Raw genomic sequence first — 24,219 nt, forward strand, 5'->3', positions numbered from 1 at the left:
GGCCAGCGCCGTCGCGGGAAAGGGCCCCGCCACCGTCGCTCTACTCCGTAGCGCCGAAGTCCGGGGCGTGGTGATCGCCGCCGCCGCTTCGCGGTGTGCGGTGAAGGTGCTGGCGAAGGGGGTGGTGGGCCCAGTTCCGGCCGCCAAGCAGCACCTGAATCAATGTCCGGTGTTCGGAGGCGCTTTAGCCGCCGCCAATGTCCGAATGTGGGTCGAGCCGGTCCGGTCAGATCTCTGTCCCCTCCGACAACTCCAAGCGTCTTCGACATCGACGCCAAGGTAGCTCTCGATCTTGGCATGCCCGAGCAGGATCTGAACAGCGCGTAGATTGCCGGTGGCCTTGTAGATAATCGAAGCTTTCGTGCGCCAAAGCGAGTGCGTGCCGTAATCCTCGGCTTGGAGGTCGCTGCCGGTGACCCACTCGCGAACGAGGCGAGCAATGGGGATGGAAAGGGTGACTGAAGATATGCCTAGGGAGTCGATCTCTTCTCAAGGGCGATGGAGTAGGTGATCCTGTCAGGTGAGACCTTTGTGACGGTGATCGCGAGGTCACGGATATAGACCTTGCGTTCGCCCAAGCCGGCCGTTTCGATCTGACCCGAGCCGGGATTCACCAGGTCGTCGATCGAGTAACCGCGGATCTCGAACCGCATCTGGCCGTCCTTTATTCCCTGATAGGCGATGTCGTAGATCCGGCCCGCCTCGATCGGATCATAAGCGGCGGGGTTCGGAGCCTCGGCGCCCTTGGAATAATCGCGAGGCGGTACCATCGGCTGGCCCATTCCGACGGTCTGCACCTGCCCAAACGTGGCCGGGGCAGGCGCGGAGGAACGAACGATCGGTACGGCTTTGTCCTTTGCCATCCGCTCCTGAAGCGCGAGGGGTGACATCGCGCCATCGCGCTGCGCGAGAAGTGCCTCTGTGAAAGCGACATCGTCGATGGTGAGCGGGAAATATCCGACCGCGTGGCGGACGGCCGGCTTGGAACACACAAAGTCCAGCTCCGATTGGGCGAGGGCATCGGTCGCCTCGGCCATCTCCACCTTCGCGCGAGTTGAGGTATCGATCACGGTCTCGTCATATCCGAAGCGCTGCACGCCACCCCAACCCAACCGACGCCTCACGCAATCGGCCTCCATGAAAGAGACGGTCCTTGCGACGGGATTGCCCGGCTGCCGGATAACCTCCTTCGCAGCGAAGCGGACGATATCCCCTTCGCGCTCCATCGTATCTGTGTCGATGAACAGGACGCGATCCTGGCTTTGACCGACATACCACCAGGGCGCAGCGGCAGCAGGCGCCGCGGCCAGTACAAATGTGGCGGCGAACAATGCGCCAGACAGTTCACGCGACAATCCTATTCCTCTCACCGATATCAGCCTGATGGCTTGGCTGCGAATAGCTGGTGAAGACCTAGCGGACCGAACGAAACAGTATCGGCCAATCTCCCGGCTCGATCCCGCCACAGGATTGCTGCAGCGTCATTTCCGACAGCAGGAAAGATCTTCCGTCCCAGATCCAGCTTGCCGACACGCCGCAATCGGCAAGACCACGCCCCTTGGCCGCCATGCTGAGCGTGCCGGTCTTTGCGTCGAAGGCGCCCTCGGTGAAATAGGCCGCATCGGAGCGGTCGGACCCATTGCTGAGATACGGGGTCGGGGCGATCAGCCGGCGCGCGGCGCCACCGCGCCGTGGCGCGATGAAAGCTAGTGAGGAACCCTGATATGCCCCCATGATGCAGGGGATCAGCACAAGGGCCTGGCTGTCATCGAGCGCGTGCGCTTCCGGCATTTCCGGCGTCTCCCCGCAACCTTCCTTCTCGAACAAAGCCTTCTGGTTCGCCCGTACGGCTCGAATCAACCGTTGTTCCTCGCCAGTTGCGAAGCTCGCCAGGACTGGGCGGTTGGGAATCCTCGGAAGCGCAGGCGGCGCAGGAACCTGCGATGCCGGCTTCTCGCCTGTCCGGAGCAGTGCGGTTACTCCGCCCCCTCTGTGCTGCCGATCATCGAGGCGCAGGATGGCCGCCGCGAAGCCATCGAGCGGCACCTCGTCGCCTTCGGCGAGTGTTACTTTGGAGGCACTGCGCAGCTTCAGTACAAGCGCGCGTATCACCTCGAGATTGTCGGTTGTGGCCGTGGTCTCGTCATCGGAAGTCGTGATTTCCCAAGCCGGCCCCGCGAGGCCAGCCGGCTGGCCGTCGATCCGGATGTCCGTCAGTGCGAATTTATGGGTGGCGCTTATCGAAGCGCTCAACGATCCCCTCGGGCCAGCATCCCGCTCGATCCTGATCTCGGAACCCTGATAGCGGTCCGGGAAGCCCTTCGTGATGCAAGTTAGCGTGTTGTCGCAAGCGACGAACCACGATCCGTAGGTGTCATAAGACTGGACGGTGTCGCGCGGCGGTGACGCTGCGACCGACAAGATGGCCGTCGCCAGGAGAGGGAGGATCGATCCTGCACAACTGGCTTTCGTCAACGTCGCTCGCTCTCGAAATGGCAAGCTCCTCAAACGACCTTTAACAAGCTTCGATCCGGGAACGGCAAGTTTACCCGCCTCGCACCTGGAAGCGGCCGGTCGGGAAACGGCCCAAAAGCGGCAGGGCCCCCTTTCCGCATAAGCTGCGGGTCTCCGTTGCGTCGAGCGGAAGTGCCGCGCTTTGGCCTGAGTGGAATCCGCTGGCCAGCTTCGGATGCGCTCTTCTGCATGCGAGCGCATACCGGTAGAGCAGTACGATGAGAACTTATCATCGAGTCCGGCGCCCGCTGCTGCTGCTGCTGCTGCTGCTGCTGACTTGCGCCCCGGGTGCAACGTTCGCACAGGAAGTATATCAGCTCCCGGACGGCCAGGAGACCCGCTGGATCAGTCCCGAAAATCCGACGGGAGACAAGGGAGCCGGCGCGAAAGAAAATCGTGGCGGGAAAGGCCACGCCTTCGAAACCATTCCCCTCGGCGCAACACACACGCTCGCGCATATCAAAGGTTCCGGCATCATCGATCGGATATGGATGACGATCGAGGACCGCTCGCCGGAAGCCTTGCGAGGCCTGAAGCTCGAAGCATTCTGGGATGGAGCGAAGACCCCTGCAGTGTCCGTCCCGCTCGGCGACTTCTTCCTCCACGGTGCAGGCGAAATAGTGCCTCTGGAGACCGAGCTGTTTGCCAGCCCTGAAGGTCGGTCGCTTGTCTCCTATGTGAAAATGCCTTTTCGCCGCGAAGCCAGGCTGACAGTGACCAATGAGTCCGGCAAGCGGGTCAACTTGATCTTCTTCGACATCAATTATCGTTCAGTGACGGTGCTTCCGAAAGACACCCTCTATTTTCACGCGTGGTGGAACCGCGAAAAGTCTACGGCACTCGGCCGTGATTTCCGGATCCTGCCGCGCATCGAGGGCAAGGGGCGCTTCCTGGGGACGAGTGTGACGGTGCTCACTAACCCGGTTTACGAGAGAACCTGGTGGGGTGAAGGCGAGGTCAAGATCTCCCTGGATGGTGACGCCGAGCATCCCACTTTGGTGGGAACGGGCACAGAGGATTACATCGGTACGGCATGGGGCCAGGGGCCTTATGTGAACCGGTTCCAGGGTGCGCCAATTGCCACTTGGGACGACGAGGGACGCTGGACCTTCTACCGTTTCCACGTGCCTGATCCGGTATATTTTCGGCACGGCATCGAGGTGACTCTCCAGCAGATGGGCGGAGCGCGCAAGCCCATCATCCTTGGCCTGATGAAGAAGGGCGCACCTCTCGTCCCGGTGACCATTGACCCGGGCTCGCGAGACAATTTTCAGCAGCTTCTCTACAGCAGCAAGCAACTCCCCGACGCGGCACTGCCGGATGGGCATACAAACTATTACCGCAGCGACGATGTGGCTGCGGTGGCGTACTTCTATCTAGACAAGCCGGATCGCGTTCTACCTTCGATCGCGCCCGTTGCGGAGCGTCTGTCCGGACTGCGCGTGCCAAAAAAGAAATAAGCTGCGCGCCGCTGGTGAGGGGGCTGGGGCGTCCCAAGTCCGCTAAGCGCCCATTGTCGCTGTCTACAGCGCCCTTGGGTGTTCCCGAAAGCGGACGTCCGTTCACGTCAAAGCTCAGGGCCTTGGCCTTGGCAGCGCTCCTAACGAGGGTGGCGGTGGCGTGGACTCTCGCAGCGCATGCCGCGCTGGACAAATTCAGCGCTGTTGGCGGCATCGGCATCGCACTTCTGTTCACCAAAGAGCATCGTTGTTCAGGCGGCTTCCAAAGGGTAACCAGCTTCCCGCCAGGCGGTAGTCCCGCCCTCGAGCGCAGCTACGCGGGAAAAACCAAGATCCCGCAGCGTAGCGGCCGCGAGAGTGGAGATCTTCCCGAACTCGCAACAAGTCACAATCTTGGCCGTGGGGTCGGGCAGTTCTGTATTTACTCGAAGTTCCAGCTGGCCGCGCGGGAGGTGCCGCGCGCCCGTGATATGTCCCGCCTCGAAAGCCTCTTTCTCTCGCAGATCAAGTACGGTTACCTCGCTCGGGTTGTTGTCCAGACGACTGCGCAGCTCAGCCATCGCCATAAATGGCACCTTCCGGGCGGCCTCAGAGAGTAGCTGCGTTACGGTCTTGCCGCCGTTCATATTGGTGCGGAGCGCCTCCGTAATATGGGTTGGAGCCGCAAGGTCGAGGTCGCGCATCATAGCCACGAAGTCAGCTCGTTCGGGTCTCTGGAGCCGATGATTATACGCACGTTCGTGGCCGATAGTGGAGTTAGTCCTGCCCTTGTAATCATGCGCCGGATAGACAAGCGTAGCATCAGGCAACCGGAGAAGCCGTCCGAACAAGCTGTCGTACAAGGCGTTCGGGTCGCCAGTCGGAAGATCGGTTCGTCCTGTTCCTTCGATGAGAAGGGTGTCTCCCGTGAACACCCGGTTTTCCATGATCAGGCACATCGAGTCTGCAGTATGCCCCGGTGTATGCATCGCCGTCAGCTTCAGTGATCCAGCGACGAGCATGTCACCGTCGTCTAGCCGAAGGTCGGCATAGGGTGCCGAACTCAGCCGGTGCATGACAATGGGCACGCCGAGGACTCGGCCCAGCTCCCGGCTGCCGGAGAAATGGTCCGCATGCGTGTGCGTATCGACAATGTAGCGAAGACAAAGGCCCTGATGCTGAACCTCCCCGCGGTACCGATCGACCAAGCTGAGTTCCGGATCGATGAGTATAGCGGCACATGAACTTTCGCACGCGAGGAGGTAGGATCGGCAACCGCCCGCGGCGAAGGTTTCGAACAGCATGGCCAGTTAGCGGGGCTGAGCGACGAGGCGAAGATACGGGCGGGGGGCTTCCCAACCTTCGGGGTAGAGGGTCGCGGCTTCCTTATCGGAAACCGACCCAGCGATAATCACCCGATCGCCATCCCGCCAGTTTACCGGCGTGGCCACTCGATGCTGCGCTGTCAGCTGCAACGAGTCGATGACGCGCAATATCTCGTCGAAGTTGCGCCCGGTGGTCATGGGGTAGCTGAGCGACAACTTGATTTGCTTGTCTGGTCCAATGACAAATACCGTACGAACGGTAGCATTATCGGCTGTCGAGCGTCCGCGGGCGCCGCCGTCGATTTCTTCGGGGAGCATGTTGTAAAGTTTCGATACCGCCAGATCGATATCGCCGATCATAAGGTAGTTTGGCGCAGTACCCTGCGTTTCAGCGATATCTTGGGCCCAGCGGGCATGATTTCCCACCGGATCGACGCTGAGGCCGATGATCTTGACCCCGCGCCGGTCGAATTCAGGCTTGAGCTTGGCCATGTAACCAAGCTCTGTCGTGCAGACCGGAGTGAAGTCGTTCGGGTGCGAGAAAAGGATCGCCCAAGAGTCGCCAATCCATTCATGAAAATCAATGACACCCACTGTCGTGCGGGCGCTGAAATTTGGCGCAATTGAGTTTATGCGAAGATTCATCCAAGTTCGCCCCGCGTTTGCGCGCCCCGACTGCCAGGCGCTGTACGAGCTTAGTTGGCGGGAACTCCGGGGCTATGCGATTCCGGCAGGTAGGCAGGCGTATCATCCGCGATCATTGCGGATGCTCCGAACGACGTTATTCTTGGTAGGAATTCGGGAGCGGAGAGTGTCAGCGGTGCTGTCGGCACACAACGGTGTTAAGATCAAACGGTCGTTCTTCGGCGAGTTTACCGATCCGGATCTTATGGCGTCGGCCATCGGCGGTCTGGACCGCCGCGCACCCGGACCTCGCCCGATGAAGGCCCGTGCGGTGGATTTTCATGCCACCTTTGCGCGAGCGTTGCTCGACGACGTTAGCCTCGGGGTCGGACGTTTTGCCCAGGGCGAGCCGCAGCGTGCGGAACTCAACGAAGGCCACACCTTCCTGTTCGCAACCGAGCCCGGCCTCGTCCGCCGCATGTCAGGGCGCGAGCTGAGCGGAGACCGCATACTTCATTTCCGACCGCATGCGGAGACGGTCGCGACATCTCCCATGGGCATGGCTTGGGCGTTCGCCATCCTGATCGTGCCCAGCGAGGCACTCTCGAAATATGCTCCTGCACTGGCCGGCTTCGACCTCGAAGGCGCCCTGCCTAATGACAGAATGTTCGCTGTTGAGCGCCGTCCTTTGTCCCGGCTGATCGCGCTCACCAACGATGCGGCCCGGATCACCCGCGACGTCCCCTGGATCATCGAGGCGGAGGAGCCCGCACGCGCGCTTGCGGGCACGTTGCTGGAGGCACTGCTGTTGTGCCTCGCACGCGCCGAGTTGCGTCACCACCGGGGCGCGCCCTGGCGTCATCGCCAGATCGTTGAGGGCTTCGAACGACTGCTCGATGAGCGTCCCGAGGAGCTGCTGTCACTTCCCGCGATTTGTGCGGCGTTGGGAGCGCCCGAGCGGACGCTAAATCTCGCCTGTCAGGAGTTTCTCGGGGAGAGCGCAGTCCGCTACGCGCGCGGTCGCCGGCTCGACCGGGTACGCCTCACCCTGCTGTCGTCGGATCCTGAGACGACCCATGTGACTGCAGTTGCGATGCGATACGGTTTCTGGGAGCTCGGCCGCTTCGCGGGCGCCTATCGGTTGCGCTTCGGCGAGCGGCCTTCGGAGACCTTGCGGCGAGGGCGCTGAACGGTTGAATCGTAAACCCGGGCGCTTGTCTGCCGGAATCGCATAGCCGCCTCGCCGGACCCCGCCTTATGCGCGCAGGCTCTGAAGAGGGGTCATTATCATGCGCGCAGCTATCGATCGCAAAAAGCGGAGGTCCGTATTGCCAGCGCACGCGTCGGCCTCCTTAGCGGCACTGGCGGTCGCGACTGGGGTAGGCGCGGTGCCGGTCGCGCAAGCGCAGCAGCTCACCCAAGGCGGTGGCAATTCTACGGGTGGGATTGCGGGCGGCGGCGGGGGGCGCGGGGGCCCCGACTATAATCTCTTGGGCGGCGCGGGTGGCTCGGCAGCAACCACGCCGGACGGATTGGCGCAAGCCGGGAGCAAAGGCACGAACCCCACGAACGGGGCTCCGGGCGGTCCCGCAGGAACCCCGAACGACATCTCCGCGGGCGGCGGTGGCGGCGGCGCCGCGTCTGGTAGGGGGCCCCTCGCTCAATCGAGCGCAGGCGGCGCCGGCGCCGGCGGCGGCCACCTCGACGCGACGACTGGCGCCTTCTCCTTGAGCGCGGATTACCTTGGATCCTCGGGCGGCGATGGGATCGCCGGAAACGCCGGCACCGGCGGCGGCGGAGGCGGCAGCGGTGGGCTGGTGCTTACGGGCGTCGAAGTCAGCGTGCAAACTGACGGGCATGCGGTGACCGGCGGCATCGGCGGGCGCAGCGCGGGCTCCGGCTTCTGGGGAACCGCCGGCGGCGGCGGTGCAGGACTGGTGTTGCTCCAGGGCGGCGCGCTGGCGATTTCCGGCGGCTCGGCTATCGCCGGCGGATTGGGCGGCGGTCGGGCCGATTATGGCGGCGGCGGGGGGGCGGGACTCTTCCTCTATGCAGGCGGCGCCCTGATCAATCAGGCCGGGAGCATTCGGGGCGGAAACGGCGGCGGGGAAATTCTATTTGTCTACATGGGGGGTGATGGTGGTGCCGGCGTACTCAGCAATCTGGGCACGATCGCCAACGAGGCGGTGATCATCGGCGGCGACGGAGGCGTTGGCAGGTCAATGGGCGGGAATGGCGGCATTGGTGTCGTCGCGTGGGGCGGCAGCATCGACAATGCCGCGAACGGCGTCATCTCGGGCGGCCAAGGTGCCACCATACGGGATGCTGGCCGAAATAACAAAGCCGGCGGCGGCGGTGGTGGCATCTGGTTCCGCGATGGTCAGGCGGCGAGCCTGACCAATGCGGGTACCGTCGAAGGAGGGGCAGCTGGAGCGACTCCGTTTGGCGACAATGTGGTTGGCGCTGGCGGTGTGGGCGTCACGGGGGCCGCAACCGGCAACATCTCGATCATCAATTCCGGGACGATCACCGGCGGGCTCAACAGCCGGAATGCAGTGCGGTCTGACGCGATCACGCTGTTCGGCAGCGGTAACCGTGTCGAATTGCGCGCGGGCTCGACGATCAACGGCAATGTCGTCGTGTCGGGCGGGAGCGACAATGCGCTGGTGCTCGGCGGTTCCGCCAATTCCGGCATGGACGTGTCGCTGGTTAGCGCACTTGCACAATATCGCGGCTTCGACAGGTTCGAGAAAGTCGGGGCGAGCAATTGGACGCTGACCGGGGCGGGGAGTCAGGACTGGTTGATCACGAGCGGCACGCTGAAGGGCGACACCAACAGCCTCAGCGGCAGTCTTGGCTTCGGGACCAGTGACGGCGGTCGCGGCGCGATCTTTGATCAGGCCTTTAACGGCACCTATGGCGGAGTTCTCTCCGGCGACGGCGTGGTGACCAAATCCGGGACCGGTGCGGTGACGATGACGGGTGTCCCGGCGCCCGGAGACAAGTTCACCGGCCTCGTGCAGGTTGATGGCGGTACGCTGGTGCTGAACGGCACGCTCGGCGATCGTGCGGGCAAGACTGCCCAGCTCCGTGTCGGGACTGGCGCGATGCTAGGCGGCAGCGGAACATTCCTCGGCGACGTCACCGTCGCCGATGGGGGGATTGTCGGCCCCGGCACCAGCCCGGGCACGCTCACGATCACAGGCAATTACACGCTCGGCGCAGGGTCGGTCCTCAGATATGAGCTCGGCCAGCCCGGTGTGGTGGGAAGCGCGACCAACGACCTGATCGTCGTCGGTGGCAATCTCACGCTCGACGGCAGTCTGGACCTGACCGCGCTCCCGGATTTCGGTGCCGGCTATTATCGCCTGATCGATTATGCCGGCTCGCTGACCGACAACGGGCTAGAGCTGGGCACGACACCGCCGGGCTTCACCGGCACTGTGCAAACGGGGATCGCGGGACAGGTCAACATCCTGTTCAACGATGGTGCACAGCGGGTGCAATATTGGGACGGCACCGACGCGACCGGCAGATCTGCGGCCACCAACGGCGACGGCGGCATGGGCGTATGGCGCGCGGGCAGCACCAATTGGACCGCAGCGAGCGGCTTCGGGATCAATGACGGCTGGGCTGGGCAGGCCGGCGTGTTCGCGGGCACCGCCGGCGGCACGGTGACGATAGAGGGTAGGCAAAGCTTCCAGCGCCTGCGCTTCGATACCGCTGGCTATGTGCTGCAAAGCGGAGCGCTCGTGACCACCGGCGACTTCTCGATCATCGAGGTAAACGCCGCGACGACGATCAACTCAGCCATAGCCGGTATTGCCGGTCTCACCAAGACGGGCGCAGGCGCGCTGACCATGGGCGGCGCGAACAGCTACACCGGCCGCACCACCGTAAGTGCAGGAAGCCTGTCTCTCGCTGCCGGTGGCCTGATTGCGGGAGCGGTGCACAACGAAGCGTACTTCTCGAACGCAGGCACAGTTAACGGATCAGTGACCAACGCTGGCGCCTTTGCTTCGACGGGCACTCTGAATGGCAACCTCCTCAACCAGGGCACTGCCAGTCTCGCCGGCCAGGTTCGCGGCAGTATCGAGAACCACGGCACGGTCGCGCTTACGGGTGCGCTGTCTGGCGTCACTCGCCTGAACCAGGTGGGTGGCAGCCTGAACGTGGCAGGGTTCGAGATAGAGCTCGACGTGCTCGACGGCGAAGGCAGCATCGCTCTGGGCGGTGGAACGCTGATGATCGGCTCGACAGCAAGCAGCTCGGTCTTTGACGGCATGATCGCCGGCGGCGGCACCGTGACGATCGCCGCCGGCAGCTTTGAGGGCAGCGGATCGATTGATGCGACAATGGTCGTCGTCGATGGTGCGCATCTCAGGGGCGTGCGGGGCAGCACCCTGTCGGTGGGTTCGCTGATACTCGCTGCGGGATCGCAGCTCGATGTTGCGCTCGGCGCTCCCTTGAGCGCCCCGTTGTTCGACATCGACGGGAACCTCACGCTCGACGGCACCGTAAACGTGAGCGCCAGTCCCGCGTTCGGCGCGGGCGTCTATCGCCTGTTCGACTATAGGGGAGTGCTCACCGACAATGGCCTCGAACTGGGTGCCGTGGCGGGCGCTCCGGGTGGCCAGCTCTCGATTCAGAGCGGGGCCGGGCACGTCAACCTGGTCAACACCGCAGGGGTTACGCTCGCATTCTGGGACGGCGGCGCTGCCGGCTTCCACAACAATGGTGCGGTCGACGGCGGCAATGGCACCTGGAGCACCGGTAGCGCTAACTGGACCGCGGCGGACGGCAAAGTGAACAGCGCTATGGCGCCGCAGCCGGGGTTCGCGGTGTTCCAGGGAAGCGCCGGCACGGTGATGATCGACAACACCGCGGGCCAAGTCTCTGCGACGGGAATGCAGTTCGCGACGAACGGCTATACGCTCGAGGGCGGCCCTCTTGCGCTGACGGGCGAGCGTGCGGTGATGCGCGTCGGCGACGGCAGCGCAGCAGGCGCCGGAATGCGTGCGACGGTCGCGGCTCCGCTGACCGGCCCGGCGACCCTGGTCAAATCAGACCTGGGCACGCTCGTTCTCACCGGCTCAAACAGCTATTCCGGCGGTACGATCGTCGAAGCCGGCACCCTCGTCGGCGACACCAATGGACTGCGTGGCAACATCGCCAACCGTGCGTCGCTGGTATTCGACCTTGCCGCGAACGGTACATTCGACGGCTCCGTCACCGGGACAGGCAAGACGATGAAATCGGGTGCAGGGGCGCTCACGCTTGCAGGTGCGAACGCTAGTGACTGGCAGGTCCTGGCGGGTAGCCTGATCACCACTTCTACACTGTTCACCGGCGATGTGGACCTCAAGCAGGGGGCGAGCCTCGTGTTCGACCAGACGAGGGAGGGCGCCTATGGCGCAACGATCACCGGCAACGGCTCGATCGCCGTGCGTGGTGGTGGGGCGATCCGGTTTACCGGCAATGGCTCCGCTTTCCTTGGGACAACCAACGTCGGCGGCGGGCAGCTGCTTACCATCAACGGCACGCTGGGGGGCACGCTCGACATAGCTGCGGGCGGTCGCCTGCAGGGCAGCGGAACGGCCGGATCGGTCAACGTCGCAGGCACGATCGCTCCAGGCAATTCGATCGGAACGCTTACCTTGGGCGGCAATCTGGCGCTCACGTCGGGCAGCATATACGAGGTGGAGGCGGACGCGACCGGCGCGAGTGACCGCATCATTGTCGGCGGCACTGCGACGATCGGCAGCAATGTCGGCATGACCGTGCTGGCGGCGGACGGCAACTACGCGGCCAGAACCAATTATACGGTTCTCAGCGCCTCGGGGGGCGTGACCGGTACGTTCGCTGCCGTCACTTCCAATCTGGCCTTTCTCACCCCGACGCTGAACTATTCGGCCAACGCAGTGACGCTCAACCTTCGTCGCAATACCGTCGACTTCGCCACGGTAGGCCAGACACACAATCAGGCAGGCGTCGCTCCGGCTGTCGAGGCGCTGGGTTCGGGCAACCGTGTGTACGACGCAGTGGTCGCGCTCACCGCACCTGAAGCACGCGACGCCTTCGATCAGCTTGCAGGTTCAGACTATGCCAGCGTCCGCGGTCAATTGCTCGAGGACAGCCGCTTCGTGCGGGATGCGATGCTCGCACGCGGGCAAGCGGCCGGCGGCTCCGGCGTGGCACTTTGGGGCCGCGTTCTGGGCAGTCGGGGCAGCATCAACGACAACATCGATGCGCCGGGCTACGAACGTGATCTTGAAGGTTTGCTGACCGGCTTCGATGGCCCGCTGGGCGAGAGCCTGCGCGCGGGGGTCGCGGTCGGTTATGGGACAACGGACATCCATATCCGCCGTGGGCGACATGAGATCCGGTCCTATCACGCAGGCGGGTATTTCATGGGAGGCTTCGGAGTGTTCTCATTCCAGCTTGGCGGCGCCTATGCATGGAATGATGTCGAAGCCACACGCCGGATCGCCTTTGGAACGTTCGATCAAATATTGTCATCCGAGTATGCTGCACGCACCTTCCAGACGTTTGGCGAAGTCGCGCTCAGGGGCGAACTCGGCGGGGTCATGCTCCAGCCATTTGCGAGCGTCGCGCGGGTCAGTCTCTTCGACGCACGGGTTCGTGAGCAAGGCGGCGGCGCTACGCTGCGTGGGGGCGACGGCAGGGCGCGCGTCACTTGGGGCAATCTCGGGATTCGCACAAGGGCGGACCTCGGCATGAACGACATCGGACTGCGGTTTGCTGGCTCAGCGGCACTCCGCCACGCGTTCGGTGATCGTTCCGCCAATCTCGATCTCGCATTCACCTCCGGAGCAGCATTCAACGTGGTCGGTGCAGGAATTGAGCGCGACAGCATTGCCGTCGATGGTGGTCTTGAGGCGGATCTCACTCGCGATCTCGCTCTTAGCATTAGCTACATGGGCAATTATGGGAATAGCTCTACCGACCATGGCGGGCGCGTGTCCCTTAACTGGCAGTTCTAGGTCGCGGCCCGCAACCAGGCATTCCGACCCATGCTTGTTCAGGAGAGCCCCAGGCCACGCTCAGTCGTTCCCAGGAGCTCCCCACGTCTTGTGCGATTTTCCGCATCCGGAGGTGCAGCTGCGCCTGGCGCAGTCGCGTCGCCGGGTCGACGAACGGCAGCTATCGAGGTCCACGAGCCAGAAGCGGACTGGCAGCTAGCGGCCCATTTCCGGCCGATGTGCGGGGCCCCACAAGCAAATCGGAGCGGTTCTACAGGCCCAACCTGGAGCGCCTGTGTTCGAGGTCCGGGATGCACTAACCGAGGTCATAGCGGCGGCCCAGGCGGCTGCGGGAATCGCGAGCGCGGTCCCTTGCCCCAATCCGGTTCTACCGATCTTGGCGCGTGCGCGATCGGATCCTCCAGATAATGATCGATGTCGAGCGCGGTCTGGTGATAGAAGGCGGAGGTCAGAGCGTCTCCTCCGGAGCGTCGCCGCAACGCCTGCGCCAGGCTCGCCAGCTTCTGGAGAACATAGGCGCGGGCGTCCGCGGGCGCGTCCACGTCGGCACCCAGAATCTCCGCGGCCTCAAGCGCGACCGTCTGACTGGCGCGCAACAGCGCCTGCTCGCTTGTCCCGGCAGGCACCGGTGCACCCCAGGTGCGGCTGAACACCGCATCCACCATCTGCGTGAAGGTCACCGCGTCGGCCTGCCGCGCGCCCAGCGCCATCATGCGCGCCGCCTTGTCGCCGTCGAAAAGCGGCGCGATCACCATGGCCGCAAGGATACGTGCGGCGCGGAGCTGGTCGAAGGCATCGTCCTTGGACAGGTCCTCGAGATTGTTGCCGGGATCGGGTGTCAGCTGGGCGAGCAGGGTTTCGGGCAGTGCGAGGTTGCGCGGCTCGATCGCCGTCATCAGCAACTCCAGCGTCTGGTGTTGCAGCGCGCCGGGGATGAACTCGGTCGGCGGCAGCATGTCGCCCTTTATCGTCAGGTTGGTGAAGAGCCCGCCGACATATTTGACGGCGGATTCGATCGCGTAACGATGATGGAGATAGGCCATCCAAAGCCGGGTGTTGCGCAGCGAGCCGCTGGGCTCGCCGGGCTGCAGCACGCCGGCCTGGCCATAGGCCTGGAGCATGATCGCGCGCGCGCCCATCGCCTCGCGCAGATTCTCGGTCGGCGTGGCGCGATCGTCGTACCATGTCCAGCGCGGATCGCTCTGGGGGACGTAGAGCAGCCCGGCGCCGCGCATGTCGGCAATCACCTGGTCTAGCCCGGCCTTCTCCCCCGGCGCGGCGAGCGGCGTGTACGCATAGCGCACCATCGCGGTGTCATAGGCGCCGATCGCCTTCATGAAGGATTCGCTGAGATCGAGGCGGCCGTTGGTCACCTTTACACGCGGTGTCGGATATTCCATCACCGAGGCGCGATCGTTGAGGCTCGACGCGAAATTGTGCCCGAAGCCGAGCGCATGGCCGAGCTCGTGCGCCGTCAGCAGCGCCTGCCGCAGCAACACCATGTTGCGCTGGCCCTCGGGCACGCCTTCGAACGTACCCGGCGTCAGCAGGATCGGATCGACGAGGGTGATGCCGCTGCCATCGCTGGATAGGCCGGCATTATAGGCATCCCAATAATTGGCGATCGTACGGATGCGGTGAGTGTCCATTCGCGTCTTTGAGCCCAGGATCTCGCCGGTGCGCGGATCGCGATAGGTGCCGCCGCTCGAGAAGCCGCGCTCGTCGCGATTGATCCAGAGGACATAGGCGTAGCGTATGTCCATCGGGTCCATATCGGCCGGCGCATCGCGTGCCTCGATCGCGTTGATGAAACCGGCCGCCTCAAACGACCTGTTCCACCAGAGCAGGCCCTGCTTCATCGCGGTGCGGATCGGCGCGGGGATCGCGGGATCGAAGTAGAAGACGATCGGCTTGACCGGTTCGCTCATCGCCGCGCCGGGATTCTTCTTTTCCAGCCGCCAGCGGGTGATCAATTCGGTCTCCGGGCCTTGGCTGAACGGCCTGGAATAATCGTGAAACGCGATCGCGCTCACCCCGATGCGCGGATCGGCGGCCCGCGGCGTGTAGCCGATGGGTGCCTTCAGGAAGCTGTGATGGACGCGCAGCGTGACCATGCGCGCGTCGGGCGTCACATTGGCGATCCGCGGTCCCGGCGCGTCGGTGACGTAGGTCGAAATCGTCTCGATTTCGGTATTCTCGGGAAACGCCTTCATCCGAGCGGGATAGAAGCTGCTGCGCGTGCCATCGTAGCGAAAGCCGCCCTGATTGGCGCGCTTCAGATCGCCTTCAATATTGGCCGCATCGCGCAGGAACAGGCTGGTGGCGTCGGCGACCACCTTGCCGCCGCTCTCGGCCTCGACCGGAAGGCTGGCGATCACCGAGGTTGGAAAGGAATCCGCGACCCCCCGCGCATGCGCCGCATCGCCTTCGAGCGAGCGATAGTCGGTGTTCACCTGATTGACGAGCACGCGGCCGCCGACGCGCTCGAAGCGGATCACTGCGCTTTCGAGGATGCCGCGGTCGAGCGGCAACTCCACCGAGCCGCCACCGCTCGCCGCCGAAACATAATAGAGGATGTCCTGCCCGAAGAGCGGCACTTCGATCAGCAGCTTCCCCGCCTTCGAATCGAACCAGAAAGGCACGAAGCCCTCTATTCTTTCGAGCGCGGCGGTGCGCTTTGCGATGGCTCCCGCCGGCGTGGATTGTGCAAGCACCGGCGGAGAGCAAAGCGCGGTGCCGAGGAACAAGAGGGCGGAAAGTCGACAAGGCCGACGATAATGCGGTTTCGGCATGAGGTTCCTCGGCGGCAGGAGGGGAGAAAGGCGGCGGCTCAGCCGCTCATTTAGGCGCCGTGGTTGTCAGCGTCGGATATTTGATGCCGAGCTGGTCGAGATAGGTAGGGTATTTGGCCGGGTCGTAATAATATTTCTCCATCTCCGGCCGCATCTCCTTCATGATCTTCTCGTTCAGCCAGATCGCGGGCTTGTCCTCGGCGGTGAGCACCGGATCGTATTTGACTTCCTTGGTCTGGACGTTGGTGAAGTAAGTCTTGGCCTCGGTCACAAGCTTCGGCGTGGTGGCGATGTCGAGCACGGTCATCGCCACGGCCTTCGCGCCGGCCACCGCGCCTTTGTGCGCGATCGGAGTCGCCATCGCGATCGCCGACGTGACGTTGTGCCCGATCATGCTGGGGACGTTGGACGGGAAGCGGATCGTGATCGTCGGCACCGTCCACATGATGTCGCCGATATCGTCCGATCCGCCGCCCATCGATTCACCGCGGGTGTCGGGCGTCGAAATCTTGCCGACCTCGGTTTCCAGCGGCTTGAGCTTCAGCGCGTTGGCAGTCTGCGCGGCCTTGGCAAAGGCCTGATCGTCGGCAGTCCATTTGGGCATGCCGACCAGCTCGATGTTCTTCTGCGCCGCTTCGGCGAGCGGGCGGTTGCCGTGATTGGGCGCGGCGTAGCCGAGGACGCGGCGGGTGACGGTGGTGCCGGTGGCCTTGGCCGCCGCCTCGGAGATGGTGTTGCCGGTCTCGTACAGCTCGCGGATCGTGTCGAACTTCTGCTCGCGGAAATAATACCAGACAGTCGCGTCGCCCGGCACGATGTTGGGCTGGCCGCCACCATTGGTGATTACATAGTGGGAGCGCTGGGTGACCGGCAGATGCTCGCGCCGCATGTTCCACGCGATGTCCATCAGCTCGACGCCGTCGAGCGCGCTGCGCCCGGCCCAAGGCGCGCCCGCGGCGTGCGAGGTCTTGCCTTTGAAATTATACTCGACCGAGACCATGCCGTTATTGCCCATGTCGCCCCAGCCGGTGCCGAAGCCCGAGCCGACATGGGTGAAGATCGACGCGTCGACGCCCTTGAACAGCCCCGAGCGGACATAATAGGCCTTAGTGGCGAGCAATTCCTCGGCGACGCCGGGCCACAGCATCAGCCGGCCTTTGATGCCGTGCTTGACCATCACTTCCTTGGCGGCGAGCGCGGCGGCAACGATCAGCGGCATCCCCGAATTATGGCCCTCGCCATGCCCGGGCGCGCCGGCGACCTGCGGCTTGAGATAGGGCACGCCTGGGGTCTGCGAGAGGCCGAGCAGGCCGTCGATGTCGCTGCCCAGCGCGATCAGCGGGCCGCCTTCGCCCCAGGTCGCGGTCCATGCGGTAGGGATGCCGGCGACGCCGCGGGTGATCTTGAAGCCGTTCTTCTCGAGGATGCCGGTCAGATATTCGGAGGTCTTGAACTCCTGAAAGCCGGGCTCGGCGAAGCTGAACACCGAATCGACCATCTCCTGGACCAGCTTGGCCTTGGCATCGACGCTGGCGGCTGCCTCTGCCTTGAGACTGGTCGAGGCCTGGGCGAAAGCGGGGGCGGGAACGGACGCGAACGCGGCGCCGAGCGAAAGCGCAGTACGAAGCTTCATCTTCATGGGAGCTCTCCTGTTATGGATTTGAAGGACGGGCCGGCGCGAGGCGTTCGCGCCGGCGGGGAAATCAGATCCGCACGCGCATGCCGAGGCGGAAGACGCGGCCGAGCACGTCGTAAAGCGCACGGTTGGTCTGCGGATAGGCCGGGGTATTGTTGCCGGTCGGGCCGTTGCCGACCAGCACCGGATCTGTGTCGAGCAGGTTGCGGATCGACAGGAACGCCTCGAACTTGCCGCCGCCGGCCTCGAACTCATAGCTGGTGTTGAAGTCGAGATAGAAGGCGCCGGCGATGTCGTTGCGGTTGACCGTGCGGTTGGCGACGGTCGAGACCGGGCAGTCGGTCGAGCAGACGATATAGCTGTTGTCGTAGACGCCGCCGCTCACGCCGCGGCCGACAAGCTGGGTGCTGAACCCGCCGACCTCGTATCCGGCCGAGAGGCGATAGGTCCAGTCGGGGAGGCTTCCGGAATTCTGTCCCGCCGATTCGGTCGGCACGTCGACGCCGTTGTTGGTGTAGAGGCTGATCGCATGGCTCGCGAGCGCGCGCAGCGTCAGGGTGCCGGGGCCGACCGGCCGCCGATAACTCGCCTCGATGTCGAGGCCCTTGGCTTCGATGCCGACGAAGTTGGTCGGTTTGATCTCGATGCTGGTCACCGCGAGGCCGGGGGTGGTCGCCCCGCGCCCGCCGGTGGTCGAGATGAAGGTGCAGGCATCGGCGATCGTCTGGACATAGCATTGGTCGATCAGCGTCTGGGCGGTGAGCGACGAGATCGCGCCGTCGAGCTGCAGGTCGAAATAGTCGACCGACAATGCGAGGCCGGGCAGGAAGGTCGGCGTGGCGATGATGCCGACGCCGTAGGTCTTGGCGACCTCGGGCGCGAGCACGGCGTTGCCGACGGTCGATTCGTTGAACTGGTCGGTGCGGAAGCCGCCGCCCGCCAGCGGCACGTTGACCGTGTTGGTGCGGCCGACCCCAGGCGCAAACAATTCGCCGAGATTGGGTGCGCGGATGTCGCGCGAGATGGTGCCGCGCAGCTTGATGTCGGGGATCACCTGCCAGGTGACGCCGCCTTTCCACGTCGTCACCGTGCCCGAGGTCGAATAGTCGGTGACACGCACCGCGCCGTTCAGATCCGCGCCCTTGAACAGTGGGATCAAGGTCTCGAGATACGCCTCCTTGACGTCATAGGCGCCGACCGTGGGCAGGTAATTGCCGTAGATCCACGTGCCGCTGGTCACCCCCGCCGAGACGATCGGCCGGAACAGCGGATCGACGCTGCCGGTCACCGTCTCGCGCCGCCATTCGCCGCCCATCGCGATGCTGACCGGCCCCGCCCAGAGGTCGAATAGATTGTTGGTCGAGAGATTGAACGCGGCGACGTCCTGCGTCAGCGTCTGCTCGCGCAGCGGCTGGAGGCCGCCATAGAGCACGTAGTTGACGGCCTCCTGCGACATCCCGCCGACGCCGATGCGGTTGAGTGGCACGCAGGCGCGGTCGTCGTTGGTGGTGCTGGCATCGATGTTGATCCGGCAGACGATCGAGCCCGTGGCATAGCCGCCGACATTGCCCGCCGGCGCTGCGACTGCGTCGGTCGCCGCTGCCATCCGGGCGAGGTTCCACGCATTGGTGAGCAGCTCGCTCGTCCTGGTCTCGCCGCGCTGGTAATAAGCGTCCCAGCTCCAGTCGATGCCGACTGCGCCGAAATCGCCGTTCGCGCCGATCACATAGCGATAGACCTCGCGGGTATTGTCGCTGCCCTGCGGCGGGATACCGATATTGCTGGTGCCGATCTGCACCGTGGTGACCCGCGCCGTCGGGTTGGCGAGGTTATAGGCATTCACCCGGTCGACGAACGCCTGCGGCAGGAAGGCGTTGATCAGCCCGCCATTGGTGGCCGAGGACGCGACCTGCAGCGTCACGCCGGTGGTCGGTGTCTGCTGGTAATAGCTCTGCCCGCGATAATAGCTGTACGACACCTGGCCGAAGATCTTGAAGGCGTCGGCGAAATCGTAGCTCAGCCGGCCGAACAGGCTCCCGCGCTTCTCGGCGGGAAGCAAAGTCGCGCTGCTGCGGTGGCCGTCGCTGGTGATGTCGTAATCGCCGCCGACCATCCACTGGCCGTTGGTCGGGCCGAAGGCGAGCTGGTTCGTCGTCGCGCGTCCGGTCGCTGGATCGATCGAGCCGAAATAGGTGCCGCGGAAAGCGCCGGTGCTGATCAGGCCGCCCGGTGTGAACTGGCCGGTGCCGATGCCGCCCTGGATCAGCCGGGCAGGGACACAGAGCGTCGCGGTGCTGCTATCGGTGCAGGCGGCGGCGCTATAGGCCGGACTGTCGATCTGGAAGAAACCGGCGTCGTTCCAGTCGCGGTCGATCGTCTGGATGCCGGTCTGAGAGAAATATTCGCCGCTCAGCAGAATGTGGCCGCGGCCATCGGCGAAGCTCTGGCCGCCCGTCGCCGAAACTTTGTGGTTCTGGCCGTCCCCATAGGTAGTGATGCCGAACTCATAGTCCATCTTGAAGCCGGTGAACTTCTTGTCGAGGATGAAGTTGACCACGCCCGAGACGGCGTCCGAGCCATAGGCTGAGGAGGCGCCGCCGGTCACCACTTCGACGCGCTCGATCAGGGCCTGCGGGAAGGTGTTGACGTCGACCACGCCGGTGGTTGCCGAGGCGACCGAGCGCTGGCCGTCGAACAGTACCAGCGTGCGTGCAGCACCGAGATTGCGCAGGTTGACGGTGTTGATGCCCGCCGCGCCGTTGCTCAGGGAGCCGTTGGAGCTCGCCGCCGTGCCGCTGCCGCGCACCGCGGGAAGCGTGTTTACGAAATCGGTGATGTTGGCGGGCGCCTCGCGCTGGATTTCCTCGGCGCTGATCACGCTCACCGGGGTCGGCGCACTATAGCCGTCGCGAACGATGCGCGATCCGGTGACGGTGATTTCCTGCGTCGGATCCGCCGGCGTTTCGGGCGCGGTTTGGTCCTGTGCGGACGCCATGTCGGTGACGAGCGAGGCTTCTGTGGCAGGGACATCCTGCGCATGCGCGGCGGAACCGGCGATCAGCGCGGCAGTGGCGGTGGCTGTCAGCGCAAGCAGGCGAATTCGGTAAGCGGCATTTTTGCCGCTAGGCTGCGACCCTGTATCGACCATGGTTTCCCCCTGTGTTCGGTTCTCACCGCACAGGCACCCTCACCAGGAAACAATGCCGCCCAGGAACTCCCCACGCATCTTTGCGGCGGGGAGCCGCTTCAAGCCTCTCCGTTCGTTTCTGTCTTTATCGCCGTCTATTCGGTACTTTCCTTGCCCGAAATCGTCCCAATGCGAGCGAAACAATCACATCGATTGCTGCAGCGCAATAGACATTACCGGAATATTACATTGCCGCTTCGTTTCAGCGCCTTTTGGGCGCCGGGTCAGCGTCCGCCGGAAACATGCTCGATCGTCACGCTGCGAACCCGCGGTTCGACGAGATTTGCCAGTTGCGCCCGGACATTCGGGATGGTGTCGCGACGACAGCTGTACGCCTCGTGCTTGCGGCTCTCCTGCGGGTCGGAAAGCTTGCCGCACACGGCATCGACGGCGCGATCCACCTGCGTCTCCAGTGCCGCGCGCCCCTCGGCGGTCCCAAGATCATGGGATGCGACCGGAACGTGCACGGTGCGAACCGGGTCGCGTGCAAAGGCCGGCGGACTCAATGCGGCACAGATCGTTGCTGCGGCAAGCAGCGTTGCTTTGATCATGACATTCTCTCCAGCCGCGGCCAGGGCTCTGCCGCCTGTGGCTCGCGGCGCCTATCTAGTCGCAGAATGCTGCGCACAAAATTGCAAATTGCGCATCTAGCAGCGCAAAGCCCCGTCGCGCGTGACGGCCGCTTTCGTTGTCCATCTGGCTGAAGCTGCCGGACCAATCGGCCCTTCCCAGCCTTTCGCCATGGATGACCACAAAGCGCCCAAAGTCGGTCATCCAGCGTCGCCGTGCCGCTGCCCGAAAGCAGACGGACGTTCAGCTCAAGGGCGAACGACAGCCAACGCACGATATCGGCCGTTCAGCCGCGCGCCCGAACGGTCGTGTAAGCCTCGCAGCCCGGTGGAGCTAGCTCGCTCCAGCGGCTAATTCACCGGATGCCCGGCCTTCCGGCAGAGGCGGGTCAGGGTGCCGATCCGCGGGTCGTCGGCGCCGTAGCGCTCGCGTAGCATGGGCACCTTGGCGCAGTTCTTCGCGGTGCGTGTCGAACGCGTCGCCGCGTCCTCGTCCTCCGTTTGCCCGCGCTCACGCTTGCTCTGCGTGACATGGTCCTGCGACAGCGTGCCGGTGAGCTGCCCCATGTTGAAGGCGCCGCTAGCGTCCTGCGCGCCTGCGGCGATGAACAGTCCTGCGGCCAGAAGAATCATGACACATCTCCTCGTCTCCGACTCGTCCTAGGCCCGGCCCGTCGCGACCGGCTCAACCGGAATGCGTTTAACGCGTTCGTGCGCGCGGCGACTTGCGTGTTGCACAAGGGACGCTGGCGCTAATCGGCGCGGCTGGGTGCTCGCTCCCCGCGAACCTACCGACGATGCCGGCAAAGCAGTCGATATCGACTTCGGCGAGCGGATCCTCTTCGCTGGCGGATCCGTGGAAAGGATAGCAGCGCAACTTGCACTCACCCGCAAACCGCTTGCACTACCTTACCGGCTGGATCGACGGCGATCGTGACGCGATTCTCCCGGAAATCGTGCGTGACCGTCGCCGGGCGCGATCCGCCGGATCAGTTCCGCGCCGGTGCGCTTCCTGACGTGAGCGTCGTCCGGCGCACTCTGTCCGACAAGGCTCGTCGCGGCCTCGGGGCGGCACACATGCGTGGCCGAGCCGTCCTGGGCGTTCGTCGTGCATGCCACGACAATTGCGGCGGCACCAACGAGCGTGGAAACCATCGCTGGTGACCCCTACGAGAATCGAACTCGTGTTTTCGCCGTGAGAGAGCCTCCAAAAAACGCCCTTGGACGTCCTAGGACGCTTTATAAAACAATAGCTTAGACGATCTCAATCCTTGCCGATCCGAGCGAATTTGGCTAGTATTCCGGCCAGATTACGGAACCTCCGCAATGGCGCGTACGCTCGGCGAAACTCGGATCCAGGACCGCACCGCGCGCAGCCGTTTGGCGCACCGGGACAAGCCCTATTGGCGCATGCTCAGCGAAGGCGCCCATGTCGGCTATTTCCGTGGGCGCGTGAAAGGCTCCTGGTCCGCCCGCTACCATTGCCCGATCCGCGCCGAATATGTCCGCGCCATTATCGGCGAGGCCGACGACCACCGCGAAGCCGACGGCATCACCATCCTCAACTACAAGCAGGCAGTCGAAAAGGCGCTGCGCTGGATCGAGATGCAGAGCCGCGGCGGCGGCCCCGCGACCGAGAGCAGTCCCGACATGACGATAGCGGAAGCGGTCACCGCCTATATTGCGGTCCGTGACGCGCGCCGCTCCTCGCGCGCCGGCCGTGAGGTCAAGTCGGACGCCTCGTCCAATCTGACCAAGTTCGTTCTCGAGGACAGGCGGCTGCCGGCGATGAAGCTGTCGGTGCTCAGCGAAGCCGACCTGCGCGCGTGGCAGCTGCGCATCAAGCGCCGCAAGCCTTCCAGCATTCAGCGCGTCGTCAACGACTTCAAGGCCGCGCTCAACGCCGCGTTCGTCGAGCACCGCAAGGTTCTGCCTGCGGACCTGCCGACGGTCATCAAGTTCGGGCTGAAGGTGGATGCGCCCGAGGTGCTGACCGCTGCCGCCCGCGACAACCAGATCCTCACCGACGACGAGGTCCGCGCCGTCGTCACCGCAGCCATGGCGATCGACGAGGATTTTGGGCGGCTTGTGGTGCTGCTCGCCGCCACCGGCGCACGCTTCTCGCAGATCGCGCGGATGACCGTCGGCGACGTCCAGGCCGGGCAGGGGAGGCTGATGGTTCCGCAGTCGTTCAAGGGCAGGAAGCGCGTCCTCGCGCATATCCGCACGCCCGTCGGCGCGGACACGCTCGCCGTGCTGGCGCCTGCGGTCGAGGGCCGTCCGCTCTCGGCGCCGCTGCTGGAGCATTGGCGGCATCGCCAGGTCGGACCGATGCAGTGGGAGCGTGTGGACCGCGGCCCCTGGGCCTCTTCCTCGGCAATGCTCAGGCCGTTCCAGCGCGCAGTGGAGGAGGCGGGGCTGCCCTTGTCGACCATTCCCTACGCGCTGCGCCACAGCTCGATCGTGCGGGGTTTGCGCGCGGGACTGCCGATCCGGCTGGTCGCGGCGCTTCACGACACCTCGGTCGCGATGATCGAACGGCACTATTCGCGTTATATCACCGAGGGGCTCGACGAACTCGTCGCCCGCGCGGTGGTACCAATCGTCGCCAAGGCGGCCTGAAGCGTCTGACTCGCGTCCCAATCTCGGACTTTCGGTGATAAGAACGTCGTTCCTTAGAGCGGCCGTCCATCCACGTCGTATTACCTTGGCGACTTCGATCCGCTGAGAGAGTGCCGAAGTGATTCGCGGCACAGGGACTTATAGGTGTTCGAACGGTAACTGATCCGCACCTTTGATAATCAGGTGCCAAGCGTCGAGCGACGGCTAGAGTGCGGGGTTAGACTGCGCGTCCGAGCGCAGGCGACAGCTACTTTCCTGAAGGCAGTCGGCCGCACCTGCCCGACGAAGCGCATTGAAATCGACGTGAACGATGATGGCTCGCCTGGACGCCAGCACATTCAGGACCGCAGCGAGCGCTTGAGAAACGCGACCACTTGTGGCCAGGCGTCAGCGCGCGCTTGGGCATTCGCGATCGGCGAGCCTCCTCCCCGCAGATCTTCGCGCGGCTCAGCAGAACCGCCGGCGAGATCGTGGCCTGTGGCCGGCTAAGGGTCGCATCTCGTCATT

At 64.2% G+C, this 24,219-nt stretch carries 14 protein-coding genes and 1 pseudogene; 4 read left to right on the forward strand and 11 right to left on the reverse strand.

Translation table 11 applies throughout. From position 1 onward, the window contains the following. Positions 1-226: 226 nt before the first annotated feature. The 3 genes and pseudogenes from CVN68_RS23825 to CVN68_RS03025 all read right to left on the reverse strand — a co-directional run. A pseudogene (locus CVN68_RS23825) lies at positions 227-438 on the reverse strand (tyrosine-type recombinase/integrase); the annotation flags it as partial. Positions 439-470: 32 nt separating this feature from the next. Next, a complete protein-coding gene (locus CVN68_RS03020; RefSeq protein WP_158298694.1) occupies positions 471-1,355 on the reverse strand; it encodes a hypothetical protein in 885 nt (294 codons plus the stop codon). A 58-nt stretch (positions 1,356-1,413) separates the two neighbouring features. Then, a complete protein-coding gene (locus tag CVN68_RS03025) occupies positions 1,414-2,475 on the reverse strand; it encodes a DUF1176 domain-containing protein (RefSeq protein ID WP_158298695.1) in 1,062 nt (353 codons plus the stop codon). Positions 2,476-2,732: 257 nt separating this feature from the next. Here CVN68_RS03025 and CVN68_RS03030 point away from each other — a divergent pair, with 257 nt between their 5' ends. Continuing rightward, positions 2,733-3,974 carry a glycoside hydrolase family 172 protein gene (locus tag CVN68_RS03030; RefSeq protein WP_100280894.1) on the forward strand — a complete coding sequence of 414 codons (1,242 nt, stop codon included), beginning with the start codon at positions 2,733-2,735 and terminating at the stop codon, positions 3,972-3,974. 251 nt (positions 3,975-4,225) lie between these two features. Here the strand turns inward: CVN68_RS03030 and CVN68_RS03035 are convergent, their stop codons facing one another. Beyond that, positions 4,226-5,257 (reverse strand): MBL fold metallo-hydrolase, encoded by a 1,032-nt coding sequence (locus tag CVN68_RS03035; protein WP_100280895.1) that lies wholly within the window; start codon positions 5,255-5,257, stop codon positions 4,226-4,228. Between the two features lie 6 nt (positions 5,258-5,263). Continuing rightward, positions 5,264-5,923 carry a peroxiredoxin gene (locus CVN68_RS03040; RefSeq protein ID WP_100284181.1) on the reverse strand — a complete coding sequence of 220 codons (660 nt, stop codon included), beginning with the start codon at positions 5,921-5,923 and terminating at the stop codon, positions 5,264-5,266. Between the two features lie 166 nt (positions 5,924-6,089). Here CVN68_RS03040 and CVN68_RS03045 point away from each other — a divergent pair, with 166 nt between their 5' ends. Together CVN68_RS03045 and CVN68_RS03050 are read left to right on the forward strand one after the other, a co-directional pair. Further along, on the forward strand, positions 6,090-7,091 hold the full coding sequence (locus CVN68_RS03045) for an AraC family transcriptional regulator (RefSeq protein WP_158298696.1): 1,002 nt from the start codon (positions 6,090-6,092) through the stop codon (positions 7,089-7,091). Positions 7,092-7,629: 538 nt separating this feature from the next. After that, the gene (locus CVN68_RS03050) at positions 7,630-12,906 is read left to right on the forward strand and encodes an autotransporter domain-containing protein (RefSeq protein ID WP_100280897.1); all 5,277 of its coding nucleotides are present in this window, start codon (positions 7,630-7,632) and stop codon (positions 12,904-12,906) included. 305 nt (positions 12,907-13,211) lie between these two features. Here the strand turns inward: CVN68_RS03050 and CVN68_RS03055 are convergent, their stop codons facing one another. The 6 genes from CVN68_RS03055 to CVN68_RS03075 form a co-directional block, all read right to left on the reverse strand. Beyond that, positions 13,212-15,548: a zinc-dependent metalloprotease gene (locus CVN68_RS03055; RefSeq protein ID WP_158298697.1), complete on the reverse strand. Its 2,337-nt coding sequence runs from the start codon at positions 15,546-15,548 to the stop codon at positions 13,212-13,214. Between the two features lie 196 nt (positions 15,549-15,744). Further along, complete coding sequence (locus CVN68_RS03060; protein WP_233503550.1) at positions 15,745-17,337, reverse strand: amidohydrolase; 1,593 nt, start codon at positions 17,335-17,337, stop codon at positions 15,745-15,747. Between the two features lie 64 nt (positions 17,338-17,401). After that, positions 17,402-20,482, reverse strand: a complete 3,081-nt coding sequence (locus CVN68_RS03065) for a TonB-dependent receptor plug domain-containing protein (protein WP_100280899.1) — start codon at positions 20,480-20,482, stop codon at positions 17,402-17,404. A 263-nt stretch (positions 20,483-20,745) separates the two neighbouring features. Beyond that, positions 20,746-21,072, reverse strand: coding sequence for a UrcA family protein (locus CVN68_RS03070; protein WP_100280900.1), 327 nt, complete (start codon positions 21,070-21,072; stop codon positions 20,746-20,748). 55 nt (positions 21,073-21,127) lie between these two features. Then, positions 21,128-21,295, reverse strand: coding sequence for a hypothetical protein (locus tag CVN68_RS23830; RefSeq protein ID WP_233503551.1), 168 nt, complete (start codon positions 21,293-21,295; stop codon positions 21,128-21,130). Between the two features lie 146 nt (positions 21,296-21,441). Beyond that, on the reverse strand, positions 21,442-21,723 hold the full coding sequence (locus CVN68_RS03075) for a hypothetical protein (RefSeq protein WP_100280901.1): 282 nt from the start codon (positions 21,721-21,723) through the stop codon (positions 21,442-21,444). Positions 21,724-22,416: 693 nt separating this feature from the next. Between CVN68_RS03075 and CVN68_RS03080 the strand changes: the two genes are divergently transcribed. After that, positions 22,417-23,712, forward strand: a complete 1,296-nt coding sequence (locus CVN68_RS03080; RefSeq protein ID WP_100280902.1) for a tyrosine-type recombinase/integrase — start codon at positions 22,417-22,419, stop codon at positions 23,710-23,712. The last annotated feature ends 507 nt before the right edge of the window (positions 23,713-24,219 follow it).

This window comes from Sphingomonas psychrotolerans (assembly GCF_002796605.1).
GTDB classification, from domain to species: Bacteria; Pseudomonadota; Alphaproteobacteria; order Sphingomonadales; family Sphingomonadaceae; genus Sphingomonas; species Sphingomonas psychrotolerans.